The organism is Thalassobaculum sp. OXR-137, from assembly GCF_034377285.1.
Taxonomy (GTDB): domain Bacteria; phylum Pseudomonadota; class Alphaproteobacteria; order Thalassobaculales; family Thalassobaculaceae; genus Thalassobaculum.
Map to the genome: position 1 here is coordinate 3,263,641 of NZ_CP139715.1, position 26,222 is coordinate 3,289,862.

At 68.9% G+C, this 26,222-nt stretch carries 21 protein-coding genes; 6 read left to right on the forward strand and 15 right to left on the reverse strand.

Features of this window, described 5'->3' with window-relative positions:
* Window positions 1-125 precede the first annotated feature (125 nt).
* Window positions 126-1,133 (reverse strand): dimethylarginine dimethylaminohydrolase family protein, encoded by a 1,008-nt coding sequence (locus T8K17_RS15415; RefSeq protein WP_322330624.1) that lies wholly within the window; start codon window positions 1,131-1,133, stop codon window positions 126-128.
* Window positions 1,134-1,292: 159 nt separating this feature from the next.
* On the reverse strand, window positions 1,293-1,868 hold the full coding sequence (locus T8K17_RS15420) for a DUF4347 domain-containing protein (RefSeq protein WP_322330625.1): 576 nt from the start codon (window positions 1,866-1,868) through the stop codon (window positions 1,293-1,295).
* A gap of 244 nt (window positions 1,869-2,112) precedes the next feature.
* Here T8K17_RS15420 and T8K17_RS15425 point away from each other — a divergent pair, with 244 nt between their 5' ends.
* Both T8K17_RS15425 and T8K17_RS15430 read left to right on the forward strand, forming a co-directional pair.
* Window positions 2,113-3,471 (forward strand): MmgE/PrpD family protein, encoded by a 1,359-nt coding sequence (locus tag T8K17_RS15425; protein ID WP_322330626.1) that lies wholly within the window; start codon window positions 2,113-2,115, stop codon window positions 3,469-3,471.
* Between the two features lies 1 nt (window position 3,472).
* Window positions 3,473-4,255, forward strand: coding sequence for an SDR family oxidoreductase (locus tag T8K17_RS15430; RefSeq protein WP_322330627.1), 783 nt, complete (start codon window positions 3,473-3,475; stop codon window positions 4,253-4,255).
* A gap of 37 nt (window positions 4,256-4,292) precedes the next feature.
* On the opposite strand, the gene T8K17_RS15435 is transcribed toward T8K17_RS15430, so the two are convergent.
* From T8K17_RS15435 to T8K17_RS15460, 6 genes are all read right to left on the reverse strand, one after another.
* Window positions 4,293-5,309 (reverse strand): sodium:calcium antiporter, encoded by a 1,017-nt coding sequence (locus tag T8K17_RS15435; RefSeq protein ID WP_322330628.1) that lies wholly within the window; start codon window positions 5,307-5,309, stop codon window positions 4,293-4,295.
* Window positions 5,310-5,378: 69 nt separating this feature from the next.
* Complete coding sequence (locus tag T8K17_RS15440) at window positions 5,379-6,146, reverse strand: ATP-binding cassette domain-containing protein (protein WP_322330629.1); 768 nt, start codon at window positions 6,144-6,146, stop codon at window positions 5,379-5,381.
* Window positions 6,139-8,406, reverse strand: a complete 2,268-nt coding sequence (locus T8K17_RS15445) for an ABC transporter permease (RefSeq protein WP_322330630.1) — start codon at window positions 8,404-8,406, stop codon at window positions 6,139-6,141. The genes T8K17_RS15440 and T8K17_RS15445 overlap by 8 nt, the downstream gene beginning before the upstream one ends.
* A gap of 73 nt (window positions 8,407-8,479) precedes the next feature.
* Window positions 8,480-9,559, reverse strand: a complete 1,080-nt coding sequence (locus T8K17_RS15450) for a substrate-binding domain-containing protein (RefSeq protein ID WP_322330631.1) — start codon at window positions 9,557-9,559, stop codon at window positions 8,480-8,482.
* Window positions 9,560-9,674: 115 nt separating this feature from the next.
* Window positions 9,675-10,442 carry an SDR family oxidoreductase gene (locus T8K17_RS15455; protein ID WP_322330632.1) on the reverse strand — a complete coding sequence of 256 codons (768 nt, stop codon included), beginning with the start codon at window positions 10,440-10,442 and terminating at the stop codon, window positions 9,675-9,677.
* A 91-nt stretch (window positions 10,443-10,533) separates the two neighbouring features.
* Window positions 10,534-11,544: a substrate-binding domain-containing protein gene (locus T8K17_RS15460; RefSeq protein WP_322330633.1), complete on the reverse strand. Its 1,011-nt coding sequence runs from the start codon at window positions 11,542-11,544 to the stop codon at window positions 10,534-10,536.
* A 308-nt stretch (window positions 11,545-11,852) separates the two neighbouring features.
* Here T8K17_RS15460 and T8K17_RS15465 point away from each other — a divergent pair, with 308 nt between their 5' ends.
* Window positions 11,853-12,878, forward strand: coding sequence for an ABC transporter permease (locus T8K17_RS15465; RefSeq protein ID WP_322330634.1), 1,026 nt, complete (start codon window positions 11,853-11,855; stop codon window positions 12,876-12,878).
* A gap of 8 nt (window positions 12,879-12,886) precedes the next feature.
* Here the strand turns inward: T8K17_RS15465 and T8K17_RS15470 are convergent, their stop codons facing one another.
* The 4 genes from T8K17_RS15470 to T8K17_RS15485 all read right to left on the reverse strand — a co-directional run bounded on the left by T8K17_RS15470 (window position 12,887) and on the right by T8K17_RS15485 (window position 18,789).
* Window positions 12,887-14,053 (reverse strand): glycosyltransferase family 9 protein, encoded by a 1,167-nt coding sequence (locus T8K17_RS15470; protein ID WP_322330635.1) that lies wholly within the window; start codon window positions 14,051-14,053, stop codon window positions 12,887-12,889.
* On the reverse strand, window positions 14,053-15,042 hold the full coding sequence (locus T8K17_RS15475) for a lysylphosphatidylglycerol synthase transmembrane domain-containing protein (protein ID WP_322330636.1): 990 nt from the start codon (window positions 15,040-15,042) through the stop codon (window positions 14,053-14,055). Before T8K17_RS15475 ends, T8K17_RS15470 begins: the two co-directional genes overlap by 1 nt.
* Window positions 15,042-17,915: a hypothetical protein gene (locus T8K17_RS15480; protein ID WP_322330637.1), complete on the reverse strand. Its 2,874-nt coding sequence runs from the start codon at window positions 17,913-17,915 to the stop codon at window positions 15,042-15,044. The genes T8K17_RS15475 and T8K17_RS15480 overlap by 1 nt, the downstream gene beginning before the upstream one ends.
* A gap of 118 nt (window positions 17,916-18,033) precedes the next feature.
* Entirely contained in the window at window positions 18,034-18,789 is a 756-nt protein-coding gene (locus T8K17_RS15485) for an SDR family NAD(P)-dependent oxidoreductase (protein WP_322330638.1), read from the reverse strand.
* Window positions 18,790-18,947: 158 nt separating this feature from the next.
* Between T8K17_RS15485 and T8K17_RS15490 the strand changes: the two genes are divergently transcribed.
* Window positions 18,948-19,835, forward strand: coding sequence for an AraC family transcriptional regulator (locus T8K17_RS15490; protein ID WP_322330639.1), 888 nt, complete (start codon window positions 18,948-18,950; stop codon window positions 19,833-19,835).
* A gap of 3 nt (window positions 19,836-19,838) precedes the next feature.
* Here T8K17_RS15490 and T8K17_RS15495 read toward each other — a convergent pair whose 3' ends face one another.
* From T8K17_RS15495 to T8K17_RS15505, 3 genes are all read right to left on the reverse strand, one after another.
* Window positions 19,839-21,104, reverse strand: coding sequence for an ABC transporter permease (locus tag T8K17_RS15495; RefSeq protein WP_322330640.1), 1,266 nt, complete (start codon window positions 21,102-21,104; stop codon window positions 19,839-19,841).
* Window positions 21,101-21,904 (reverse strand): ABC transporter ATP-binding protein, encoded by an 804-nt coding sequence (locus tag T8K17_RS15500; RefSeq protein ID WP_322330641.1) that lies wholly within the window; start codon window positions 21,902-21,904, stop codon window positions 21,101-21,103. Before T8K17_RS15500 ends, T8K17_RS15495 begins: the two co-directional genes overlap by 4 nt.
* Window positions 21,905-21,980: 76 nt before the next feature.
* On the reverse strand, window positions 21,981-22,982 hold the full coding sequence (locus T8K17_RS15505; protein ID WP_322330642.1) for an ABC transporter substrate-binding protein: 1,002 nt from the start codon (window positions 22,980-22,982) through the stop codon (window positions 21,981-21,983).
* A 307-nt stretch (window positions 22,983-23,289) separates the two neighbouring features.
* Between T8K17_RS15505 and T8K17_RS15510 the strand changes: the two genes are divergently transcribed.
* The gene (locus tag T8K17_RS15510) at window positions 23,290-24,678 is read left to right on the forward strand and encodes an aspartate aminotransferase family protein (protein ID WP_416153118.1); all 1,389 of its coding nucleotides are present in this window, start codon (window positions 23,290-23,292) and stop codon (window positions 24,676-24,678) included.
* 20 nt (window positions 24,679-24,698) lie between these two features.
* A complete protein-coding gene (locus tag T8K17_RS15515) occupies window positions 24,699-26,159 on the forward strand; it encodes a PLP-dependent aminotransferase family protein (RefSeq protein WP_322330643.1) in 1,461 nt (486 codons plus the stop codon).
* The last annotated feature ends 63 nt before the right edge of the window (window positions 26,160-26,222 follow it).

Consider the following 26,222-nt stretch of genomic DNA (forward strand, 5'->3'; position numbering starts at 1 on the left):
GCCGATGGGCGTTTTAGCCAACCATTATTGTTGCCTAGAACGACAGAATATTGGCACAGAGCAGCCATTTCGTGCTCGCCGCTTTATTCGTCACTCTGGGCTCTCAGGAGCCCCCCCCCAGCCCCCTACACCGCGTCCCGGATCAGCGGCATGGTGGAGCAGTGGATGCCGCCGCCGTTCAGCATCATCTTCTCGTAGGCCAGCGTGGTCCACGTCACCCCGGCGGCCGCCAGCTTGTCCAGGGTCTCGTTTGTGCCGCCCTCCGGCATGATCAGCCGGCCCGGGGCGACGGCCAGCGAGTTGATGATCGCGCGGTTGTCGGCCGGGCTGATCTCGATGGTGCGGATGCCCTTCTCCTTCAGCGCTTCCAGGAACGAGTAGGGCAGGCGGTCCTGGTCGATCAGGGCGAGGTCCCTGTCGACCATGAGGAACTGGCCGTCGATATGGATGTCGTGGCCGGGCAGGTCGATCGCCAGCAGCTCCACCCCCTGGGTCGCCAGCACCTCGGCGATCTGGCGCGCGGCCTCGCGGTTCACCCGGATGCCGCAGCCGACCACGGCGGTCTTGGCATCGATCCAGGCGAAGCTGCCGCCCTCGAACAGCGCCGTGCCGGACAGGGTGCGCAGGATCGGGATGCCGAGCTCGGCCAGGGTTCGGGTGATCGCCAGCACCTCGCCCCGGCGGATGCGCGCGCCCATGCGGCTGACGATGGCGCCGCCCTTCACCATGACGAACGGGTCGCGGGTATAGCAGGATTTCAGCCGGCCGCCGGTCACGCCCTGGACCTCGAACACCTCCACGCCCTCGTCCTTCAGGGTGGCGACGAGGGCGTCGTGCTGGGCCCGCATCTCGTCGAAATCGGGCACGCTTTCGCTCTGGAAATACCAGCCGTGCGCCACATCGCCGAAGGAACCGGTGGACGCGATGCGCTGGGAGGGGTCGACCACGGCCATCTCCGGACCCGGCCGGTGCACCATGACCGCCCGCAGCCGGCCCACATCGTTGTCGACGCCCCAGTTCCGACCCCAGATGGACGTCATCTCGCCCTCGGTGTGGAAGGCGGGCTCGGCCGGGGCGGCGAACAGGCGGATGGTCTCGTTATAGACCCAGTGGGCGGACGGCTTGGCGGTCATGGGACGTCCCTCATCGGCCGGAGCGTGAGGGACCAATGGTGCAGTGCGGTCGCCGGGGACGCCACCCGCTGATTTCCGGACGGACCGTATGCGGGGGCTCCTTTACCCGGGGTCCGGCGTCCCGAAGGACGGTCCGGACCCCGGGCCTCCCCCCGGAGCTCAGGCGAACGCGCGTCCCATGCGGCGGCCGTCGGCCAGCAGGGCCGGGTAGCTGACCCGCGCGTTCGATGTGAAGATCGGCTCGATCCACTCGCCGTCGATGTTCCGCAGGATCCAGTCGCCGCCCAGCGCCAGACTGCCGACCGGCATCAGCGAGGCGGAGACGTCGGCGTCGAGCGCCACGCCCAGGAACCTGGTGAAGCTGGAGCCCTTCGGTCCCGCCATCACGGAGCAGCCGTAGAGCACGACGCTGGCGTCGGCACTGAGGGCGGCGGCGATGGTGTCGAGGGTTTTCTGGCTGAGGACGAGGGAGGCCAGGTCGATCCGGCTGCCGGCCAGGAACAGCGCGCCCGGCTGGCCGTGGCTGAGAATGTGCAGGGACGGGACGTCGCGCCGGAATTCGAGATAGTCCGCGATCTGACCGAGACCGCTGCGGCCCGGGATCAGCAGCAGGATATCGACCGCATCGTCCAGATCGTCGATGAGCAGGCCCGCTTCCGCGACTTCGGCGTCGATGACGAGAACCGGCTTTTCCGTGTCGCGTCTGTTGGCCGGAGTCGGTCTGCTTTCTAGCATGTCCATGTCGAGGTCACCTTTCTGGATCCCACAAGCATTCGAGGCAGGCGGCCGCACCGAGGGTCGTCGGCGGGATAGGCTGATTACCCCATTATGGCCCAGTTCAAATTCTCGCGATTGCGCCGGTGTCTCAAAAATCTTGTCTTAGCGTCTCATTTTAACCGTTTCCGTTCGTGTCTGGCCTCCGGGGCGCAAAGCGTGGTCGGATGGGCGGACCGGAAAGAAACCTGCGAAAGGGACTGGGATGGAGACGCAATGGGCCGCGGCCCGCTCGGGGGACGGGGCGCTGTGCGCCTTCGCCGCCTCGCTGCGCTGGGAGGATATTCCCGATCGGGTGCGCCACGAGGCCAAGCGCTCGCTGATGAACATCTTCGCCACGGCCCTCGCCGGCTCGCGCGAGCCGGCGGTGGACATCATGGTGGAGACGACGGCCGCCTATAGCGGGCCGGCGACCAGCACGGTGATCGGCCGCAGCGAGCGGCTGGACGCGCCGAGTGCCGCCTGCGTCAACGCCATGGCCGCCAACATCTTCGATTTCGACGACACCCACGAGGCGACGATCATCCACCCGGCCTCGGTCGTCTTCGCGCCGATCTTCGCCCGGGCCGAGGCGCATCCGTTCGCCGGCATCGACGCCCTGCGGGCCTTCGTGATCGGCGGCGAGGTGCTGTGCCGGATCGGCCTGGCGGTGTCGCCCTATCACTACAGCCACGGCTGGCACATCACCTCCACCTGCGGCGCGTTCGGCGCGGCGGCGGCGAGCGGGGCGCTGTTCGGCCTGGATGCGGCGCAGATGAACGGCGCCTTCGCCACGGCGGCGGCGCAGTCGTCGGGCCTGGTCGACACGCTCGGCACCATGGCGAAGAGCGCCAGCGTCGGCGGGGCGGCGCGCAACGGGCTGATTGCCGCCGACCTGGCCTCGCGCGGCTTCTCCGGCCCGGCGCAGCCGCTGACCGGGGCGCGGGGGTACTTGGCGGTCTATGGCGACAAGGCCGATGCCGCCGCGCTGAGCGACGATCTCGGCCACCGCTGGGAGATCGCCGACAACGCCTACAAGCCCTATCCGGTGGGCGTGGTGCTGAACCCGGTGCTGGATGCCTGCCTGGAGCTGTATCTGGAGGAGGAGGTGCGGGCCGGCGACGTGGCCTCGGTCGATCTCATCGGCCATCCCTTGCTGCAGCAGCGCACCGACCGACCGGACATCGCCACCGGCCGCGAGGCCCAGGTCAGCGCCCAGCATGCGATCGCCATGGTCCTGACCCATGGCCGTGCCGGTCTGGCCGAGTTCACCGACGCCGCCGTGGCGGAGACCGCCGCCACTGGCCGGCCCGAGGTCCGCTTCCGCGACGAGGCCGGGCGCGACGTCGCCTCGGCCGTGATCACCCTGCACCTGAAGGACGGGCGCAGCCTGACCCGGGAGGTCCAGGCGGCGCGCGGCTCGAAGACCAATCCGCTGACCGACAGCGAGCTGGAGGCGAAGCTCGCCACCCTGGCCGAGGGGGTCGGGTTCACCGGCGAGGTGGAGGCGCTCATCGAGGCGATCTGGACCCTGGACGACGCGCCCGATGCCGGCGAAGTGGTCCGTCTGGCGGCGGGAGGCTGAGATGCTGAACGGACGCACGGCGCTCGTCACCGGGTCGGTGGCGGGGCTCGGCTACGCGCTGGCCGAAGGGCTGGCCGCCGCCGGGGCCAATGTGGTGATCAACGGGCTCTGCACCCCAGAGGAGGGGCAAGCCGCCGCCGACCGGCTGGCGCAGGCGCATGGGGTGTCCGCGGCGTTCGACGGGGCGGACCTGCGCGACGGCGACCGGATCGCGGCGATGGTCGCCGGTGTCGCCGAGCGTTTCGGCGGGCTCGACATCGTGGTGAACAACGCGGTGATCCGGCATTTCTCGCCGATCGAGGATTTCGCGACGGCCGATTGGGAGGAGTCCCTCGCCGTGAACCTCACCGCGCCGTTCCACACCGCCCGGCTGGCGCTGCCGGGGATGAAGGCGCGGGGCTGGGGGCGGATCGTCAACCTGTCCTCCTATTACGGTTTCCGAGGCGCGGAGAACCGCATCGACTACGTCACCACCAAGACCGCGCTGATCGGCATGGCCAGGGCCATCGCCATCGAGACGGCGGGGACCGGCGTGACCTGCAACGCGCTGTGCCCCGGCTCGGTGCTGACCCCGGCCATCGAGGACCGGATCGCCGGAATCGCGGCCAAGAGCGGGGAGGACGTTGAGACGGTCGCCAAACGCTATGCCGCCGACCGCAGCCCGATGGGCCGGTTCGTCGATCCGGCGAAGCTGGCGGCGGCCCTGGTCTTCCTGTGCAGCCCGGCGGGCGACGACATCACCGGCACCGCCCTGCCGGTCGATTGCGGCTGGTTCGCCGCCTGAGGCGGTCGGGCGCCGCAGGGATCAAGTGCAGCAAGGATCAGGCGCTGCCGCCGGCCAGGAGCGGCAGCGCGATGGCGACCGCGTAGACGCCCAGCATGGCGGCACTCTCCAGGCCGATCCCGCCGGGGCCCTCGCGCTGGCGGTAGAGCTGGCCGAGGGTCAGGATGGCGGTCATGATCAGCCCGACCGCCAGCCAGTACAGGTCGTCCGGCCCGATGGCGTGATAGAGCGAGCCCTCGCGGTAGCCGACGTCGGAGATCGTCAGGAACAGGGTGTCGAAGGTGTTGCCGCCGATGATGCCGCCGACCGCGAGCTGCAGCGCCCCGCGCCGCACGGCGGCCAGTGTCGTCACCAGCTCCGGCAGGGAGGTCACCACCGCCGTCATCAGCGCGCCGACGACCGAGGCGGAGAGGTCGTAGCGGTCGGTCATGGTCTCGGCGATCTGGGCGATCACCCAGCCGATGGCGCCCATCACCAGCATCAGTGCCACGAACGAGGCGAAGAGCCAGGGCGTGGACGGGCCCTTGTCGCTTTCCTCTTCCGGCTCGTCCGGGATGGTGTCCCGCGTCTCCACCGGCCGCCACATGGGCTCCTCGCGGATACGCCTGGTGGCGATGACGCCGGCCACATAGATCGCCACCAGCAGGATCGACACCGGATGCACGCCGAAAATGGCGACGTCCGGTCCGGTCAGGGCGAACAGCGGCAGCGCCAGCATCAGCATCAGCAGGGCGCCCTGGAACACGTTCGACAGGTCGGCCGCCGCGTGCTCCAGGTTGATCTTGCGGTGCAGGATGTCGGCCAGCGCCAGGAAGGCGGTCTGCGCCGCGATGCCGCCGATGCCGTTGGAGAAGGCGAGCGACGCCCGGCCGTCCATGGCTGCGGTCAGCGACACGATCGTGCCGGAGAGCGAGGTCGCGGCTCCCAGCAGCACGCCGCCGACCAGGGCCTCGCCCAGGCCGGTGCGGTCGGCGATCTGGTCGGCCTGGCCGGTCATGCGCAACCCGCCCAGCAGGATGCCCAAGGCGCAGGCGGCGAAGATGCCGAGCAGCATCGGAGTCGATAAATCTGAGAACATCATGGGGCAACGGACCAGAGCGCGGTCGGTTCGCCGAATGTCGGGTCAGCCGGTGGGCGTGCCCGAGACGATGATCTCCAGAACCTCCTGCTCGGTGGTCTCCGCGATCCGGCGCTCGCCGACATTCTGGCCGCGCTTCAGCACCATCACCCGGTCGCCGACCTCGAAGATGTCGGTCAGCCGGTGGGAGATGATCACCTGGGCCACCCCCAGCCGTTTCAGCTCGGCCATGGTCTCCAGCAGCTGGTTGGTCGCCATGACCGACAGGTTGGCGGTCGGCTCGTCCAGGACGATCAGGCGGGGCTGGAAGGAGATGGCGCGGGCGATGGCGACCGACTGCTGCCGGCCCCCGGACAGGCTTTCCACCCGCTGATAGACCGAGTTCACGTCGACCTTGAGCCGGCGCAGCACGTCGGCGGCATCGGCGTACATCTTCTTGCGGTCGACGAAGAGGCCTTTGCGCGGCCAGCGGCCGAGGAAGATGTTCTGGCCCACATCCATGTTCCCGCACAGCGCGAAGTCCTGGTAGATCATCTCGATCCCCCGGTCGCGGCTCTCGTGCGGGCTGCGGAAATCGGTGTGTGCGCCGTCGACGGTGACGCTGCCGGTGTCGCGCTGATAGGCGCCGGTGAGGATCTTCATCAGGGTCGACTTGCCGGCGGAATTGTCCCCGACCAGCCCCAGGATCTCGCCATGGCCGATGGTGAAGTTCACGTCGGTCAGCGCCTGGATCGCGCCGAAACTCTTGCAGATCCCGCGCATCTCTATGAAGGGAGCGGGAGCCGGGAACGGGGCGGGGGACGTGTCAGGCATGGGGTTGCCTCCTGATGCGGCGCCGGAGAAGCAGGGCGGTGAGCCGGGCGAGCGGGCGGGACTGGCGCAGCCAGATGTCGGTCAGCACCGAGAAGATCAGGATCAGGCCGATGATCACGTTGACCCAGTGCTGCGGCAGCACGATGGACTCGCCCGACGCGGTGACGATGTTGAGCTGCAGGATGGCGCGCACCAGGGTGATGACGGCCGCCCCGGCCAGCGAGCCGATCAGCGTGCCGTAGCCGCCGAAAATCGAGCCGCCGCCGATGATCACCGCGGCGATGGCGTCGAGCTCGCGGAACTGGCCGGCGACCGGGTTGAAGCTGCGGAAATAGGCGACGTTGATCACCCCGGCCATGGCGGCGCAGAAGCCGCAGAGCAGCAGCGCCATGATCCGAACCCGGTTGGTGTTGATGCCGGCATAGTCGGCCGCCCGCCGATTGCCGCCGGTGGCGTAGACCGCCTGGCCGAGCGGCGTGCGGGCCAGCACGAGGCCGGCGAGGGCGGCGACGATGAGCAGCCAGACCGTCTGGACGCTGACCACGTCGGCCACCGACCCCAGCCATCCTCCGGGCGGGGCGATCCCGGCATAGTCCAGGATGTCGCCGACCTTGCGGCCGATCAGGTTGAAGCCTTCCGACCAGCCGGTGAGCTGCTGGCCCGACACGATCCAGGCGGCCACCCCGCGGGCGATGTAGAACATGCCCAGGGTGGCGATGAAGGAGGGCAGGCCGAAGCCGACCGTCACCAGCGCGTTGACCGAGGCGGCGAGGAACCCCGCCAGCAGCCCCAGCGCCATGGCCGAGACCGGGTCGAGCCCCAGCACCTTCAGCCCGTAGGCCGCGGCACTGCCGGCGAGCGCCAGCACCGCGCCGACCGACAGGTCGATGTCGCCGCAGGCGATCACATAGGTCAGCCCGACGGTGAGCAGGGCGAGCTCGGTATAGTTCAGCAGGATCGCGAAGCTGTTGGACAGGTGCCACCAATAGTCCGGTCGCAGCGCCATCCCGACCATCCACAGGGCCACGGTCAGCAGGATCGCCAGGGCGTCGCGCCGCGCCAGGAAACGGACAATCGGATTGGTCGACAGGCTGAGCTCGCCCCCACCGGACGCCCGGGTCTGTGCCCCGACCAGGGCGATGCCGCCGACATCCGGTTTCGGCGGCGGCGGGCGGTTGCGCAGCCGCGCCCAGAGCCGGGCCAGCAGCCGCCGGCGAATCACATAGGGCTCGATCAGCACGGCGACGATCAGCAGGGTGCCGATGAAGGCGGGCACAGCACCCGCGGGCAGGGTGGAGACGGCGTTGACCTCGATCTTCTGGCCGCCGATCTCAACGACCCGGGTGATCGGCACGCCCTCGCGCAGCACCTTGTTGATCAGCACGATCAGCAGCGCGCCGAGGAAGCTGCCGATGACCCGGCCGCGTCCGCCGAGGATGGACGCGCCGCCGACGATCACCGCGGCGATCACCATCAGCTCGGTCAGCAGCCCGGCCTGGGAGGTCACGCCCTTGTCCTGGGCGACGGTCATAAGCGCCGCCAGGGTGGCGCAGAGCGAGGAAAGCACATAAGCGCGGATGCGCACGAGGTTGGTCGGGATGCCGGCATACTTGGCGGCCTGCTCGTTGCCGCCGGTGGCCATGGTCTCGTAGCCCCAGCGGGTCTTGCCGAGCACCACCGCGCCGAGCGCCACGCAGATCAGGGCGAGGACGATCTGGTTGTTGAAGCCCCAACCGTTGGTCTCGCCGAGCTGGAAGAATGTCTCGTACTCCCGCGCCTTGATCGGATAGAGCACGGAGCGTCCGCTGGTCAGGCCGAGGACCAGCCCGCGGCCGATGAACAGCATGGTCAGGGTGGCGATGAAGGCCGGCACCCGCAGATAGGTGACCAGCACCCCGTTGATCACGCCGATCAGGGTCCCCAGCACGACGCAGACGGCGACGGCCGGAACCACGCCCATGTCCATCCGGTTCGGATCGAAGACGATGGAGAAGACCACCGCGACCAGCCCCAGGGTGGAGCCGACCGAGAGGTCGAGATCCTTGTTGGCGATGACGAAGGTCATGCCGACGGTCATCACCGCCACGCGGGCGCTGTCGCGGAACAGGGCGTGCAGGGCATCGGTGGTGCCGAAGAACGCGGGGTTGAGCACGGCGCCGGCGACGAACAGCAGGGCCATCATCGCAAGCAGCCCGGCCTCCCAGGCGCCGACAAGCTCGCCGGGCCGTCGCCAGGCCGGTCTCGCCAATGTGTCCGTCATGGGGTGATCCGGTCCGGTTCCCAGGGGGCTTGGGCGGCGGGAGGAGGTATGCCCCTCCCGCCGGGGTGTCAGGCTAGTTCTCGAACCGCTTGCCGACGCTGCCGACGCTGTCCTTGGTGACGAGCTGGGCGCGGGTGTCGAGGTTGGCGGCGGAGATGCCCCGGTCGATCTGCAGGTAGAGCTGCATCACCGGCCAGAAGCCCTGCAGAAACGGCTGCTGACCCAGCGCGCCGGTCAGGTCGCCGGAGCGCAGCGCCTCCTGCTGTGCCGGCCCGAGGTCGAAGCCGTAGGCGCACATCTTGCCGCTGTTGCCGGTCTGGGCGACCGCCTTGGCCAGGGCCGGGGTGAAGACGTTGTTGCCGGCGAAGGCGCCGACCACGTCGCCGCGGCTCTCGATCAGGGAGATGATGCTGTTGACCGGATCGTTCATGTCGGCCGACACGCCCACGCTTTCCGGCCCGGCATCTACTTTGAAATTCCCAAGCGTTCCCGCCTTGGCCAGGTTGGCGACGATCGCCTCATAGGCAGCGGTGACCCGGTTGTTCACCTCGATATTGCCCATGGCGGTATCGTTCGGCAGTAGGATCGTGCCGCCGGTCACGCCGCGCTCCTGCAGGCATTGCACCAGCGCCTCGCCGGCGATGGCGGCGGCGCTGGCGTCCTGGCCGGTATGGCTGATGGCGTTGCGGTTCAGGATCCCGCCGTCATAGGAGTTGGTGGTCGCCACCGGCAGGCCCTTGCCCATGGCCGCCTTGACGATGTCGTCATAGGCGCCGACCTGGGGCGTGGTCATGATAAGCCCGTCCAGGGTCGGATCCTGGATGATCTGGTTCAGGATCTCGATCTCGCGGGCCGGATCGTCGGCCGGGGATTCCGAGCCGAGCAGCAGCACCTTGGCGCCGATCATGTTGGCCGCCGTGAGCGCGCCGACATAGACCGGGTCGAAGAAGCCGTTGCCGGCGGTGTGGGTGACGATGGCGAAGGTCAGGACCCCGTCCTTGGAATGGAAGTCCTTGGTCCCCGGCGCCTCCTTGGCGGCGTCCTCGAAGCTGTAGCCGCCGACCGCGCGGTCGATGCTGCCGGACTGGGCCATCGCGCCGGTCGCGGCCAGGCTGAAGGCCGAGGCGAGAAGCAGTGTGCGTATCGCAGACATGGGCGTGTCCTCCACTCTCTCATTTTTTCTGTCGGCGTTTTGTCTCCTTGGCCGGACGGTCCCGCCGTTGTGACCGCCGTGTGCGCCGATCCGCCGGTCTCAGTGCCAGCCGGTCTCAATGCCAGCCGGCATCGACGATGTAGTGCTGGCCGGTGCAGCCCCGCGCTTCGTCGGAGGCGAGGAACAGGACAGGCCGGGCGATGTCGATCGGGTAGAGCTTGTATTTCAGGCACTGGGCCTTCATCAGGGCGGCCTCGGCCTCGGGGGTCAGCCAGTTGTCGAGCTGGCGCTGGGTCATGATCCAGCCGGGCACGACGCAGACCACCCTGATGTCGTCCGGGCCGAGATCGCGGGCGAGCGACCGGGTGAGGCCGAGCACGGCGGATTTCGCCGTGGTGTAGCCGGGCATTCCGCCCTGGCCGACCATCCAGGAAATCGAGCCGAGATTGACGATGGCGCCGCCGCCGGCCGCCTTCATGCCGGGGGCCACCGCCTGGGCGGCGAAGAACTGGTGCTTCAGGTTCACCGCCAGCCGGTCGTCCCAGTATTCCGGGGTGACGTCCTCCATCGGGTGGCGCTGGTCGTTGGCGGCGTTGTTGACCAGGACCGTGATCGGCCCCTGGACGGCCGCCGCCGCGGCGATGGTCTCGCGCAGCTTCGGGATGTCGGTCAGGTCGCACTCGTAGAACGACACGGCCCCGCCGGCGGTCGTCAGTTCCTCGACCAGGGCCCCGGAGGCGTCGACGTCGATGTCGAGGAACGCGACCTGTGCGCCCTGGCGGGCGAACTGCCGGACGATCTCGGCCCCGATGCCGGAGCCGCCGCCGGTGACCAGCACGCTGCGGTGGGCCAGGCTCGGATATGTCGCCATCTGCTCGGTCATCGCGGTGTTCCTTCTGTCGCGAGGGTCCGGCCCCGGCGCCCGTTGGGAGCGCCGGGATCGGATCGGTTGGTCCTGGTCCGCGGAAGACCGGTTACTTCGCCAGACAGCTGTCGGCGGTCTCGGGCGTGCACTCGTCGAGGCCGGTATAGAGCGGGTCCTCGACCGTCTTGCCCTCGATCTGGTCGATCATGACGCTCGGCGCCCGGTAGCCCATCTCGAACGGCCGCTGGCCGACCTGGACACGGCTGCGCCCGGCCTTGAGCGCGTCCATCTGCGGCGGCAGGGTGTCGCCGGCGATGATGATCAGCTCCTTGCTCTTCAGCTTGTCCATCACCTGGTCGGTGACCTGGGCATAGGCCTGGGGCGCGAACTGGGCCCAGCCGCCGATCAGGACGAAGGCGTCCAGATCCGGGTTGGCGGTGAAGGTGTCGGCCATCTGCTGGTTGGCGAGGTCGACCTGGTCGTTGGTGAAGACCGGGCAGCCGTCGATCTCGGTCCAGCCGCTCTGGCCGGTGAGCCGGTCGGTGCCCTTGGCCCCGGCGATGGTGTCGCGGAAGCCGGCGGCGCGGGCGTTGATGTTGTCGGCCGCGACGTTGCCGAGCTGCAGGCAGACCGTGCCGCCCGACGGCTTCAGCTTGGCCGCGTGCTCGGCCATCTTCACGCCCATCAGGTAGTTGTCGGTGCCGAGATAGGTGACCCGCAGGCCGCGGTCGGCCTCGATGAAGTCGGCGTCGATGGTCATGACGGGGATGTCGGGCGCGCGCTGCTTGATCAGGTTGCCCATGGCCGGCGCGTTGGACGGCGAGATGGCGATGGCGGCCACGCCGCGGGTCAGCAGGTCGTCGACGATCTGCACCTCGCCGGCCTCGTCGGCGCTGGAGGCCGGGCCGGTATAGAGGCAGGTGTATTCGGAGTTCGGATTTTCCTTCTGCCACTTCTGGCAGCCGAGATTGATCTGCTCGAAGAAGGGGTTGTCGAGACCCTTCACCACGATGGCCAGGGTCTTCTTCTCCGCCGCGTCGCTGGTGCCCGCCGCCAGAGCGAGCATGAGGGCGACCGCGCCGAGGCCTGCAATACGCTTCATGCCTGCAATGCGTTTCATGGTGGTGTCCTCCCGTCCGTTGGTTTGCTCCGCCGGTTTCGACGGTTCCACGGATTAATTAATTAACAAGAAAAATTATTTGCCGGCATACGGGGGGAGTCAAGCAAGATTGCTATCTATACGGCAGGGTTGTTGGTTGCTTGGGTCTAAATAAGTTGATATTTTGAACAAAAAATGGAGCGCCGGCGTCGAAATCCGGCCTGCCAGGGAGGATCGGATGCCCTTCGGACCGCTGCGACGGCCACGTCGGTGTGTGGGATTAGTTCAGGTTGTGGTTGCTGTGCGGCTGCCGCGCCGGGGCGGTCGCCATGGCGGGTGAGGGCTTGGCGTCGGGGCCGGGAGACACGCTCAAGGCGGCCATCGGCGGCCGCGAACACGACACGTGGCTGCGCTGGTTGGCCGGACAGCAGACCTTCTGGATCTTCCTGGCGGCGGTGATCGCCTGCATCGTCCTGTCGCTCGCCACCGACACCTTCGCCACCGAGCGCAACCTGTTCAACGTCACCCGGAACTTCGCCTTCGTCGGCATCGTGGCCCTGGGGATGACGGCGGTGATCGCGTCCGGCGGCATCGACCTGTCGGTCGGCTCGACCCTGGTGCTGGCGGGCATCGTGGTCGGCGGCGCGATGGAGGCGGGGCAGCCGCTGATGGTCGCCATGCCCCTGGCGATCTTCGCCGCCCTCTGTGTCGGGCTGCTGAACGGCGTGCTGATCGCCTTCGTGGGTATGCCGCCCTTCGTGGTGACGCTGGGCACCCTGGCGCTGGCCCGCAGCCTCGCCATGGTGCTGTCCAACAACAAGATGATCTACCAGTTCGGTCCGGACCAGGCCCTGCTGCTGGCGCTGGGCGGCGGGACGACGTTCGGCATCGCCAACCCGGTGCTGATTCTGATCCTGCTCGCCGTTGTGATCGGTATTGCCTTCCGCTGGACCCGCTGGGGCCGCCATCTCTTCGCCATCGGCGGCAACGAGGAGGCGGCGCGGATGACCGGGGTGCCGGTGCGGCTGGTCAAGCTGTCGGTCTATCTGCTCTGCGCCTTCTGCGCCGGGCTGACCGGCGTGCTGGAGGTCGGCTGGCTCGGCGGGGTGACCACCAATTTGGGGCAGGGGATGGAGCTGACGGTGATCGCCGCGGCGGTGATCGGCGGCGCCAACCTCGCCGGCGGGTCGGGCACGACCTTCGGTGCTGTGATCGGGGCGGCGCTGATCGAGGTGATCCGCAACAGCCTGATCCTGCTCGGCATCAGCACCTTCTGGCAGGGAAGTTTCGTCGGCACCTTCATCATCGTCGCGGTCGCCATCGACCGGCTGCGCACGGTGCGGAAGACGGATTAGCGCCCGAGCTAGCGGATCACCCAGATCGGCGGCTCGTCGGCCAGGCTCGGGTCGAGATGGGCGTGCATGCAGATGTTGTTGCCCCGGCAGGGCGGCACCTCGGTCAGGTGGACGCAGGGCGAGCAGGCGAGCCGGCTGTAGTGCACCTCGTCGGTGCTGCCTTCCGGGAGCGGCAGCAGGAGCGTCTGCGGATCGGTCGGCCCCCAGAACGACACCGTCTCCACCCCGATCAGCCGGGCGATGTGCAGCAGCCCGCTGTCGATCGAGTAGAACCGGTCCATCCGGTCCAGCAGGCGCAGGCTGCCGGTCAGATCGTGGGCGCCGCACTCGTTCACGAACTCCGCGGTCGGCAGCGCCTGGGACAGCAGGGCGATGAAGCGGTCGGCGGCGGGCCGGTCCTGCTTGCCGCCGAACAGGTGCAGGGTGACCTTCTCCTCGCCCAGCCGGCCGGCGAGGATGCGCGCCCATTCCTGCGCGCTCAGCATCCGCTCCACGCTCAGATCCGAGCAGAAGCAGCCGAGGCCGATGCGGGTGGCCGGGCTCTGCGGGCTGCGCGCGGCGGGCAGGCCGTTGGCGGTGCGGTAGGCGGCTCGGACCTCCGCCATGGGCGCGATGGTGCCGCCGAGGGCGCGGGCGATCTGCTCGTAATGCACATGGCTGGCGCTGGCCCGGTTGTAGAAGAACAGGTGGGTGGCCACGCCGCGGCGCCAGAAGGCGGTGTCCAGGTAGAAGCCGATCCGGTTGCGCGCGCAGGTCAGGCAGCCGAACACGGTGCTGAGCCGGCTGTGCACTTCCAGGTCGATGACCGTGTCGACCCGCCAGCAGCGCGTCAGCGCCCGCAGGCCGGAGACCAGCAGCGCCCGCGCCCCGCCATCGTCCACCACGATGTAGTCGTCGAATACGCCCAGGGTCTCGGCGAAGGCCTTCGTTCCCCGGGTGCAGACGAGGCTGAGCCGGCGCGACGGATGGGCCCGGCGCAGGGACAGCAAAGCGGGCAGGGCCAGCACCAGACTGCCGCCGCCCAGCAGCTTGATCACCACGATGTCGCCCTGGACGCTCAGCCCATGGTCGCGCCGCAGCAGGAAGCCGAGGGCGAGCGCCATCGGCTTCAGGATCGCGATCAGCAGACTGCCGAGCTTGTCGTCGATCCATTGCTTGGCGCGCAGGCTCGTCATCAGGGGCGCTCTTCCTCGACCGGCGCGGTGCCGGTGCTGCGGAATAGGGTGGCGAGGTCGGTGCGGTCGAGCATCAGGGCGATGCCGCCCAGCAGCCCGCCGAACAGGGTCACCCCGCCCCAGAGCAGGGAGATGGCGACGGCGGCACTCGGTTCCACGTCGAGATAGCCGAGCGCGGTGACCATCAACCCCTCGCGCAGGCCCCAGCCGGCGATGGAGATCGGCACCGCCAGCAGCAGCATGACCGGCAGGATCAGCGCGAACAGTTTCAGCGGGTCGAGGGTCACCCCCATGGACAGGGCGATCAGCCAGACGGTGGCCACATGGCTGGTCAGGATCAGAACGCTGCAGACCGACAGCACGGCGGTGGTCGAGCCCCGGCGCCATAGGATCGCGCTCTGTCCGGCGGCGGCCATCAGCGGGCGCAGGATCCGGCGCTCGGGCAGGCGGGTGACCAGCCTGGACATCACCACCGGGGCCAGGGGTAGGACCACGGCGACGGCGGCGGCGCCCAGCAGCACCACCACTGTCAGGCTGGTCCGCGCCACGGCGTTGTCGACGATCGGCGTCAGGACAAGCAACAGCGGCACCGACAGCACCAGGATCATGAAGATGGCGGCCGCCCGGTCCACGGCGACGGCGCCGAAGGCCCGGCTCCAGCCGATGCCCGTCCGCGCCGACAGCCAGACCCGCACCCCGTCGCCGCCGATGGTCGAGGGTAGGACCTGATTGAACAGCAGGCCGATCATCAGGAAGGAGAAGGCATCGCGGAACGGCATGGCCACCCCGTCCGCGGCCAGGATCATCCGCCAGCGCCAGGCGCCGACGGGGAATTGGGCGCATTGGGCGAGCACGGCGGCGATGCCGAAGACCGGATCGATGCGCGCGAGCTGGGCCAGCACCGCCTCGCGGTCGACCAGGGAGAACACCCAGGCGAGCAGGCCGAGGGTGACGCAGACCTTGAGGCCGGTCTTGAAGTAGCCGGCCATCACGGAACCTTCCGCGACCACACGGCCCCGTCCGTCATCGTGCAGCCCGCCGGCAGGGTCAGCGCGAACCGGGCCGTCGGTGCTGCCAGGGCGACGGCCTGGGGCGGCCAGATATCGAGGGGCAGAAGGGCCAAACCGGTGCTCGGGCTGAAGGTGAAGGACGGGGTCCGGGCGCCGACCGTCCAGGTCAGGGCGGCGTCGCCCACGTCACCCATACAGGTGAGGCGCAGGCCGAGGAAGTCGACCGTGCCGGGCGTCTCCAGGGTGACCTCCACCGAGCCGCCCGTCAGGGACACGGTGGCGGGCAGGGGCGTGAGGTCCTCGGCGATGGTGTCGGCCGACGCGCCCCAGGCGGTCGGGAGGTGCTCGAGGGGCGTCCGGCCCCAGATTGCGTCCAGCCGGGCGATGCCCTCTTCCCGCGACAGGGGCGGAGAGGGCGCGCGGCCGGGTTCGATCAGGGCGGTGAGGGTGCCGTCGCTCCACACCGCATAGCGGCCGGCGGCCAGCTCGGCCATCAGGTACCGGTACAGCAGCGGCGTGCGCAGGGGCGGTGGAAACGGGTTGCCGGCGGGATAGGCGGCGTCCAGCAGCACCAGCGGCGGCGGGTCGGCGCGTAGCCTGGCGATGGAGCGGGTCTGCATACCCTGGGTCGCCATGGTCGCCACAGCACCGCTCTCCACCGGCACCGGGCGGCGCAGGTAGAAGTAGTTGGCGTTGCGGTCGGTCAGGTCGAGATAGGTCTCGTCCTCGGCCAGCACGCTTTCGACCAGGGCGTGGACCGGCTTCACCAGCACGACCAGGCTGGGCGACATAAGGCCGGTGCCGAGGGAAGGGAGGCCTTCGGCGGCGCCGTCGATCCAGCGGCGCCCGGCCTCCTCACGGTCGCGGGCCTGATGCAGATGGGCCAGCGCCAGAGGATTGAGGGTCGCGCGGAAGCTCGGGCTCAGCAGGGCGATGGGCACCAGCGCCAGCCACAGGGCGGCCAGCAGATGCCGGGGCGACAGCATCGCCGCGACCATCGGCAGCAGGATGGCGAGGGCGAACACCGTCTGCGCCCCGGTACGCGACGGCCCGCCCAGGTCGATGCGGCCCAGCGTATGGCCGACGGTGCCGAGCAGGTAGACCAGCACCGCGACGGCCATGAAGATCCAAGCGCCCCCCGGCGCGCGGCGGGTCGCGGCCAGGACCAGCACTGCGACCAGGCCGGCGGCGACCGGGATCCACAGCGCCCGCAGCACTTCCCAGGCGACCGGGCCGAGCGGCATGTCATGGGTGAAGGACGCCGTCCAGGGCAGGCCGTGCACCGCCTCATAGAGGGCGCGGTTCTCCAGGATGAAGCGGATCTGCCCCCAGAGGATCGGTCCCGGCCCGTGCCCGGCCAGACCGAGCGCGACGACCAGGGCGACCAGGGCCAGGACGACGGACACCGCGACCAGCAGGGCGCGGCGCTGCGCCTGCCAGGCGCGCCACAGCATCAGCACGATCACCGGCAGCAGGGCGACGGACGCGATGGAGCCTTGTCCTGGCGCGAGGCCGACCAGGGCGATGCAGACCGCCAGGGCGGCGCAGAGCCAGGCGACCGGATGGCGGGTCTGTGTTCGGGCGATGAACCAGGCGAGGGCGGAGGCGACCAGCAGCAGGATGGGCGTGCGGCCGCTGAACGGCAGCAGAACCAGGGCCAGCAGGGCCGCCGGACCGCCGAGCAGCCGTCCCAGCACCAGGGCTGCCACCGTCAGCGCCGCGCCGCGCACCAGCACCTGACCCTGCGCCAGCCCGACCATGGTGCCGTCGCCGACCAGGGCCGCCACGCCGCCGACAGCCAAGTTGATCAGGCCGTGGGACGGGGCGCTGTCCACATAGGGGATCACGCCGTGGCGCCAATACTGGTCCCAGGGGATCAGCCATTCGCCGTGATGGTAGAGATCCAGCGGGTTGTCCATCGCATAGGCGATGGCGCCGCCGTCGCCCAGCTTGAGGGCGGTCACTGCACCCGCGACGGCCCAGGGCGACAGGCTCGGCCCTTTGTGTTTACGGCAGCCGAGCAGGATGCCAACCGCCGCGCCGACCGCGACCAGCGCCAGCAGGATCGGCAGCGCCGGCCCGGTCAGCCCGCCCTGGCGCAGAAGGGTGCCGCCCACCTCGGCCGGCGGCAGCAGCAGGCACAGGAACCCGGCGGCGAGTGGGAGCTGGGCGGTGCGAAGCAGTCGGGCGAGAAAGGCCGCCCGCGCGTTTTCCGGCAGGCAGAAACCGACCAGGCCGAATACCGTCAGCAGGGCGGAAAACCACGCCAGATGCCAGGCGCTCACCTCCGACAGCACCGCGAAGGCGCCGAGGTCGAGCCGTCCGATCCCTGTCAGCACCGCGATGCCGGACACGACTCCCAGCACCGGCAACAGCAGCGCCGAGCCGGCGTCGCGCGCCCAGCCCTGGGGATGGTGCCGCCCGATGCCCGCAAGCAGCACCGTCAGCAGGACCAGCCCCGCGGACACGAACAGCCAGGCGGTGTCCGCCAGCACCTCGGCGGTGGGGGTGGGCGGGGCGATGACGCGGGTGGCGAGCCAGTAGACCGCCGGCATCAGCGCCGGCCACAGCACCCGGTGCAGTTCCGGCTGGACCCGTGCCCGCAGCATCTCCAGCCCGGCGATGGCAAGGCCCGAGACCAGCAGGAGGGTCCACAGGAACCGCGTCTCCAGGCCCTTGCCCAGGCCGAGAAAGCTCGACTCGCCGGCGACGAAGCTGGGGTGATGGGCGGGGGCGGCAGGACCGGCAAACGCGACCGCCGCGATGGCCGCCGTAGCGCCCAGAACCAGCCCAGCGATCAGCGACCCGGAAAGGGCGCTGACCGAAGGCGTTCCGGCTTTGGCATCAGGCATCGTGCAGGGTCTTCGTCGGTCCCGGGCGGCGCTTGATACCGTATAGGCTTCAGGGATTTCCAGGGGATACTGATTTCCCGCCGGATCCGGGCCGACGAAGGCCCCACCCGATGGCGGGTCAGATCGACTGGCCGCCGGAGACCTCGATCCGCTGGGCGTTGACCCACCGGTTCTCCTCCGACAACAGGCTGGCGATCATCCGGCCGATATCGTCCGGCACGCCGACCCGGCCCAGCGCCGTCATGCCGGCGAAGGTCTCGTTCAGGTCCGGGGTGTCGCGCACCGCGCCGCCCAGGAAGTCGGTCTCGATGGCGCCCGGAGCGACCGTGTTCACCGCGATGCCGCGGCTGCCGAGCTCCTTCGCCAGGTAGAGCGACAGGATCTCTACCGCGCCCTTGGCGGCCGAATAGGCGGCGAAGCCGGGGAAGGCGACCCGGGTCAGACCGGAGGACAGGTTCACGATCCGCCCGCCATCGGCGATCAGCGGCAGCAGCGCCTGGGTCAGGAAGAACACGCCCTTGAAATGGACGTTCACCAGAGCGTCGAACTGCGCCTCGGTGGTCTCGGCGATGGGGGCCATGTCGCCATGGCCGGCATTGTTCACCAGATTGTCGACGCTCTCGCGCTGCCAGGTCTCGGCGAGGGCAGTGCGGAGCCGGTCGGTGAAACTGGGGAACCCGGCGATGGTGCCGGTGTCGAGCTGCAGGGCGACCGCCTTGCGGCCCATCCGCTCAATCTCGGCGACCACGGTGGCGGCCTCGTCGGCGTTGCTGCGGTAGGTGAGCACGACGTCGCCACCGGCCCGGGCGATGCTGAGGGCGGTGTTGCGGCCGAGGCCGCGGCTGGCGCCGGTGACGAGGGTGATCTTGGTCATGGCGGGATCCTTCGGGTCAGGGGAGGCCACGGGAACGCCCCGTCGGCTGTCCCTGATGTCGCAAAGGTCGGCCCGCCTTTGTTGCCTGGGCCTCGGGGATTCTTGCCCGATCCTCCAAACCGGTTGGGCGGGCCGTCGCGCGGGACTACAGTGGCGGCATGACGGAGACACTCCTCGAACTGGTCCGCCGGTTCTCGCAGAGCCACGCGGATAGTAGCGGCACGGCCCGCACGCCGATCGCCGGGATCACGGCGATCCGGGCGACGGCTCCCAGCGCGCTGGACTATGCGATCTCCCGGCCGCTGGTTTGCCTGGTTCTCCAGGGGGCCAAGCGGGTCGCCACCGGGTCGCAGAGTGTGGACTTCGCGGCGGGGGACTCCCTGCTGATCACCGCCGACGTGCCGACGGTCAGCCAGATCACCCGGGCGACGGTGGTCGCACCCTACCAGTCGCTGGTGATCGATTTGGACGCCGACCTGATCGCCGACCTGGCGCTGGAGATGGAGGCGGTGCCGGCGGCCGACGGCGGGCCGGTGCGGGTGGAGCCGACCGACGGCGAGGTGGCCGATGCGGCCCTGCGGCTGATGCGGCTGCTCGACCGTCCGGCGGCCCTGCCGGTCCTGCAGGCTCAGCTGAGGCGGGAGCTGCATTACTGGCTGCTGGCCGGACGCCACGGCCCGGCGATCCGGCGGCTCGGCCTGCCCGACAGCCACGCCCAGCGCATCGCCAGGGCGGTGGCGGTCCTGCGCGCCGACTTCGCCCGGACGGTGCCGGCCGACCGTCTGGCGGCCGCCGCCGGAATGAGCCCGGCCGCCTTCTACCAGCACTTCCGCGCGGTCACCTCGCTGACGCCGCTGCAGTTCCAGAAGCAGCTCCGGCTGATCGAGGCCCGGCGGAAGCTGCTGGCCGAGGGGGCGTCGCCCGCAACGGCGGCCTTCGCCGTGGGCTACGAGAGCGTGTCCCAGTTCACCCGGGAATACGGACGGATGTTCGGCCGCCCGCCGGCCCGCGACCGGCGAGAGACCCGCATCGAGGCAGCCGAGTAGCGCTCAGCTCCGGCCCTTCCAGGGCACCAGCCAGCTCTCCAGCCTGCGCATCAGCACGTCGATGCCGAAGCCGATGACGCCGATCAGGATGATGCCCATGATCACGATATCGGTGAGCTGGAACTTGGAGGCCGCCACGATCATCTTGCCGGCCCCCTTCTCGGCGGCGACCAGTTCGGCGGCGACCACCGTGCCCCAGCACACGCCCATGGCGACCCGCGCGCCGGTGAAGATCTCCGGCAGGGAGTTCGGCACGATCACGTGCCACAGGATCTGCGTTTTGGACGCGCCGAGCGAATAGGCGGCGTGCACCTTGGATATGTTCACCCCCGACACCCCGGCCCGCGCGGCGATGGTCATGATCCACAGGGCGGCGAGGAACAGCAGGATGACCTTGCCGGTCTCGCCGATGCCGAACCAGATGATCACCAGCGGGATCAGGGCCAGCGGCGGCACCGGGCGCATGAACTCGACGATCGGGTCGAACCAGCCGCGGAACCAGCCGGACAGGCCCATGGCGTAGCCCAGCGGAATGCCGAGGATGCAGCCCGCCAGGAAACCCGCCAGCACCCGGATCAGCGACCAGCCCAGATGCTCGCCCAGGGTGATGCCCTGATAGCCCTCGCTCCAGATCTCCACGAAGCGGTGCCAGACCGCTTCCGGCGAGGGCAGCCAGATCGGCTCCATCTGCATCCCGGCCGTCGGGGTGAAGTTCAGCGAGCCCTTCGGCGTCATGGTAATCGCGCCATCGGCCACGGCGACCGTCCTGGTGTCGTCGATCGGCTGGCCGTCCACGGCGACGATCCGATAGCCGTCCTCCTTGCCGCCCTCGTCGTTGCGGTCCGGGCGGATCAGGCCGCTGCGCCAGGCGCCGACCTTGTCCACGTCGTTCCTGGCGAAGCCGGCGCCGGGCTCGATCTCCGGCAGGGCGACGTCCTCGCCGATCTTGTGGACCACCACTGTGACGGTCGCTTCGTCGGTCTCGCCGGCGGCGTTCTTGGCGGTATAGGTGAACTGGGTGGTGCCGATGAACGGCCCCGGCACATGGATCGGAACCAGACTGGAGCCGGTGAAGGCACCCCAGATCGCGAAGATCGCCAGAATGGACACGATGGAGGCGACCCGGTGCGGCTTGACCGCGGTCTCGTCGCCGAAGGTGACGGTCTTCAGGCTGGTGAAATCGTGGCGGGCGGCCATCAGGCGGCCGACGAAGCGCACGATCAGCATGGACGCGACGAAGACGGCGATATAGGCGAACAGGATGATCATGCCGCGGTCTCCGAGCGGCCCATGATCTCCTCTTCCATCTCCCAGATCATCGACAGGATCTCCTCCCGCCGCTCGCCGAATTCCGGCTGCTTCTTCACCGCGCGCAGGTCGGCGTTCACCGCACTGTCGGCGAAGGGGAGGGTGTATTCGCGGTGGATCCGGCCCGGCCGCGGCGCCATGACCAGCAGGCGCTCGCCCAGCAGCAGGGCCTCCTCCACCGAGTGGGTGATCAGGATGACGGTCTTGCCGGTCTCCTTCCACAGCTTGAGCACCAGACCCTGCATCTTCTCGCGGGTCAGGGCGTCGAGCGCGCCCAGCGGCTCGTCCATGAGGATGATCTCGGGATCGTTGGCGAGGCAGCGGGCCAGGGCCACGCGCTGCTGCATGCCGCCGGAGAGTTCGTAGACCGCCTTCTCCTTGAAGTCCTGCAGACCCACGGTCTCCAGCAGATGGTCGGTGATGGCGTCCCGCTCGGCCTTCGGCATGCCCTTCATGCGCGGGCCGAAATCGACGTTCTGGCGCACGTTCATCCACTCGAACAGCGCGCCCTTCTGGAACACCATGCCGCGCTCCGGGGCGGGACCGGTGACCGTTTCGCCGTTCAGCGCGACCCGTCCTTCGGTCGGCGCCAGGAAACCGGCGACGATGTTCAGCAGGGTGGTCTTGCCGCAGCCCGACGGGCCCAGAACCGACAGCAATTCGCCGTCGTTGAGGGAGAGCGAGACGTCCTTGAGCGCCTGGACCGCCGTGCCGTTCGGCAGGTCGAAGCGCATGGACAGGTTTTCGATGGTCAGCGTCACCGCAGCGCCCCCTGGTCGCCGAAATGCGGGAAGGGTCGGGCGACCGTCGCCGCCCGACCCGGATGGGAGAGAGGACCTACATGGCGCTGGCGGCCTTCAGCGGGCCGGTATCCACGGCACCTTCATAGGTGTCGCGGGTGGACGGGATGCTGCCGGCGTCCAGGAATACCTTGGCCACGCCCTTCATGAACTCCTGGGCGCCGCCGCCGAGCCACTTGGCGCCGAGTTGCTCGTCCACCGACGGGAAGACGAAGGTCGCCATGGTGCTCTCGGTGGCTTCCTCGGACATACCGGCATCCTTGGCGATGACCGGGAGCATCTCGGCCTTGTGCTCGCCGGACTTCCACATGGCGTTCATGTCGGCGGTGACCTTCAGGAACTTGGCCACCAGCTCGCTCTGCTCGGCGACGAACGAGGCCGGGGCGGAGGTGACGTCGAACACCAGGATGCCGAGCTCCTCCTTCTCCGCGCCGGTCAGCAGCACGTTGCCGTGCTCCTTCATGCGGCGCAGCGCACCGCCCCAGCCGCAGACCATGTCCAGGCTGCCCTGGGCGAAGGCGGCGGCCCCGTCGGCCGGCGCCATGTCGACGATCTCCATGGTGCCGATATCGACGCCGAAATGGGACATCTGCTTCAGGAAGCCGTAATGGGCGGCGGTGCCGATCGGCACGCCGACCTTCTTGCCTTCCAGTTCCTTGGCACTGGTCTTGTCGATCTCCAGCTTCTCGGCGACGACGCAGTTGTCGTTCTCCGAGTAGCTGACGGCGACGTCGACGATCTTCAGATCCTGGCCAGCCGAGGTGGCGACCACGAAGGGCGGCACGCCCTGGCTGACCGAAAGCTGGACGTCGCCCGACGCCATGGCGGCCGACATGGCGGTGCCGGCGTCGAAGGACACCCAGTTGACCTTCACGCCCAGGGCCTCGTCATACTTGCCGGTGGCCTTGCCGTATTCGAACGGCATCGGCCATTCCAGGAAGTAGCCGACCGTGATCTCCTCCAGCGCCGAGGCGGACTGCGCGGACGATAGAAGGGCGAAAGCGGCGAGCGCCGCGCGTGCTGTGACTTTGAGCGACATGATTTTCTCTTTCTTGTTGCACCGACGGTGCCCGCTCGCCCATCGCCGACCCTGACGGAGCGTAGACAGCGGGCCCCGTGGCGGCCCCTGTTCCCGGCGGCGGACCCGTTGCCGACACCGTGTGTGCTGCAATGCAAAATAACGCTACGGTGGTCAGGTCTCGCGAGGCAAGGGGGTGCAGCGCTCTGGACTTATCTGTAATATCTTCCTGGCCCTATAATTTGGCGAAGGACTGTGCAAATTATGATTTGGGCGAACTGAATTGATTACTTTTTGAGCAGTCGCCATTTCCGGAGGGCAAAACGCCGTGGCTACCACCCATCTCGAGAACGACCTGTCCGATGCCGTCGCCGCCGACAAGGCGCATGTCTGGCACCATCTGATGCAGCACAAGGCGCTGGAGACGACCGACCCGCGGGTCATGGTCGAAGGCCGCGGCATGAAGGTCTGGGACGCCGTCGGCAAGGAGCATCTGGACGCGGTGTCCGGCGGCGTGTGGACGGTCAATGTGGGCTACGGGCGCGAGACCATCGCCGATGCGGTGCGCGACCAGTTGGTGAAGATGAATTACTTCGCCAACACGGTCGGCTCGGTCCCCGGCGCGCGCTTCGCCGAGAAGCTGATCTCCAAGATGCCGGGCATGAGCCGGGTCTTCTATTCGAACTCCGGATCGGAGGCGAACGAGAAGGTCTTCAAGATGGTGCGGCAGATCTCGCAGCGCCATCACGGCGGCAGGAAGCACAAGATCCTGTACCGCGAGCGCGACTATCACGGCACCACCATCACCGCGCTCTCCGCCGCCGGCCAGCCGCAGCGCCAGGCCCAGTACGGCCCGTTCACCCCGGGATTCGTCATGGTCCCGCACTGCCTGGAATACCGCAGCCAGTACGGCGCCATCGAGAATTACGGCGAGCGGGCGGCCGATGCGATCGAGGAGGTGATCCTGCGCGAGGGGCCTGACACGGTCGGCGCGATCTGCCTGGAGACCATCACGGCGGGCGGCGGCATCATCACCCCGCCGGAAGGCTACTGGGAGCGGGTGCAGGAGATCTGCACCAAATACGGCGTGCTGATCCACCTGGACGAGGTGGTCTGCGGCGTTGGGCGTACCGGCGAATGGTTCGGCTACCAGCATTACGGCGTGAAGCCGGATTTCGTGACCATGGCCAAGGGTGTCGCGTCGGGCTACGCGGCGATCTCCTGCACGGTGACGACGGAAGCGATCTTCGACCTGTTCAAGGACGACGCGGCCGATCCGCTCGGCTATTTCCGCGACATCTCCACCTTCGGCGGCTGCACGTCGGGCCCGGCGGCGGCCCTGGAGAACATGCGGATCATCGAGGACGAGGGGCTGCTGGCCAACACCACCGCCATGGGCAACCGGCTGATGGACAACCTGCGCGCCCTGCAGGACAAGCATCCGGCCATCGGCGAGGTCCGCGGCAAGGGCCTGCTCTGCGGCGTGGAGCTGGTCGCCGACCGCGAGACCCGCGCCCCGGCCGAGGAATTCAAGGTGCAGGCGGTGGTCGGCCATTGCCTGTCCAACGGCGTGATCATCGGCATGACCAGCCGGTCGCTGGAGGGGCTGAACAACACGCTCTGCCTCGCCCCGGCACTGATCGCCACGCCCCAGGACATCGACCAGATCTCCGACGCCATCGGCAACGCGGTCGGCGCGGTCTTCGGCAACGGATAACGGCAATCCCAGGGAGCGCGATGGGGATCCAGGCGACGCAGTTCCACCTCGAACCCGGGTTCGACGGCACGCTGCAACAGCAGATCCAGCAGATGGTCAGCCAGGGCATCCTGGCCGGCCGCTTCCTGCCCGGCGAGAAGATGCCGTCCAGCCGCGAGCTGGCGGTGCGGCTCGGCATCAGCCGGATCACCGTCACCCTGGCCTATGCCGAGCTGGTGGCGACCGAGTATCTGGTGGCGCGCGGGCGCTCGGGCTATTTCGTCTCCGAGAACGCGCCGCTGCCGCCGCACTACACGCTCGCCAATACCGATCCGGCAGAGCTGTTCGACTGGAACAAGGTGCTCGGCGACCGTTATGCCGGGCACCTGCATCTGCTGGCGCGGCCGCCGAACTGGCGCGAATACGAGTTCCCCTTCATCTACGGCCAGCCCGATCCCACGCTGTTCGACCACCACAACTGGCGGCGCTGCGCGCTGGAGGCGCATGGGCTGAGGGATTTCGACGCGGTCACCTCCGACAGCTACGAGCAGGACGATCCCAAGCTGATCGAGTACATCGTGCGCAACGTCCTGCCGCGCCGGGGGATCTCCGCCCACCAGGACGAGGTGCTGCTGACCCTGGGGGCGCAGAACGCCATCTGGATGTGCGCCCAGCTCCTGCTGAGCCGGGGCCGGACGGCGGTGATCGAGAATCCCTGCTATCCCGGCCTGCGCGAGGTGCTGCAACACACCAACTGCCCGGTCATCCCGATCGACGTGGATGCCGCCGGCCTGCCGCCGGAGCGCATTCCGGAGGGGGCCGGCGTGGTCTTCACCACCGCCAGCCACCAGTGTCCGACCAACACCACCATGCCGATGGAGCGCCGCCAGGATCTGCTCACCCGCTCGGCCGAGAAGGGCTTCGTCCTGGTGGAGGACGATTACGAGTTCGAGATGTCCTTCGCCAAGCAGCCGACCCCGGCGCTGAAGTCGCTCGATCGCGCCGGGTCGGTCGTCTATATCGGCTCCTTCTCCAAGTCGCTGTTTCCCGGGCTCCGGCTCGGCTACATCGTCGGCTCGCCCGCCTTCATCCGCGAGGCGCGGGGCCTGCGCTCCATCGTCATGCGCCACCCGCCGGGCAGCCTGCAGCGCACGACCGCCTATTTCCTGTCGCGCGGCTATCACGACAGCATGCTGAATCGGGTCGGCAAGGCCTATGGCCGGCGCCGGGCGGTGATGGACAAGGCGATCCGCGATTGCGGGCTGGAGGTGGCCGGGGCCGGCGCCTTCGGCGGGTCGAGCTTCTGGATGAAGGCGCCTGAGGGGGTGAACACCACCGAACTGGCCCTGTCGCTGCGCAAACAGGGCGTGCTGATCGAGCCGGGCCAGGCGTTCTTCGATCCGGCCGACGGCAACGTGCAGTTCTACCGGCTGGCCTATTCCTCCATCCCGTCCGCCCGCATCGCCGAGGGCATCGAGCGCATCGCCGCCGCGCTCCGCTGATCGTCAGCCTGCAACTTCCGACCGCGTCCGGCGTTCTGCCATCGAAGGGGCGATATCCGACGG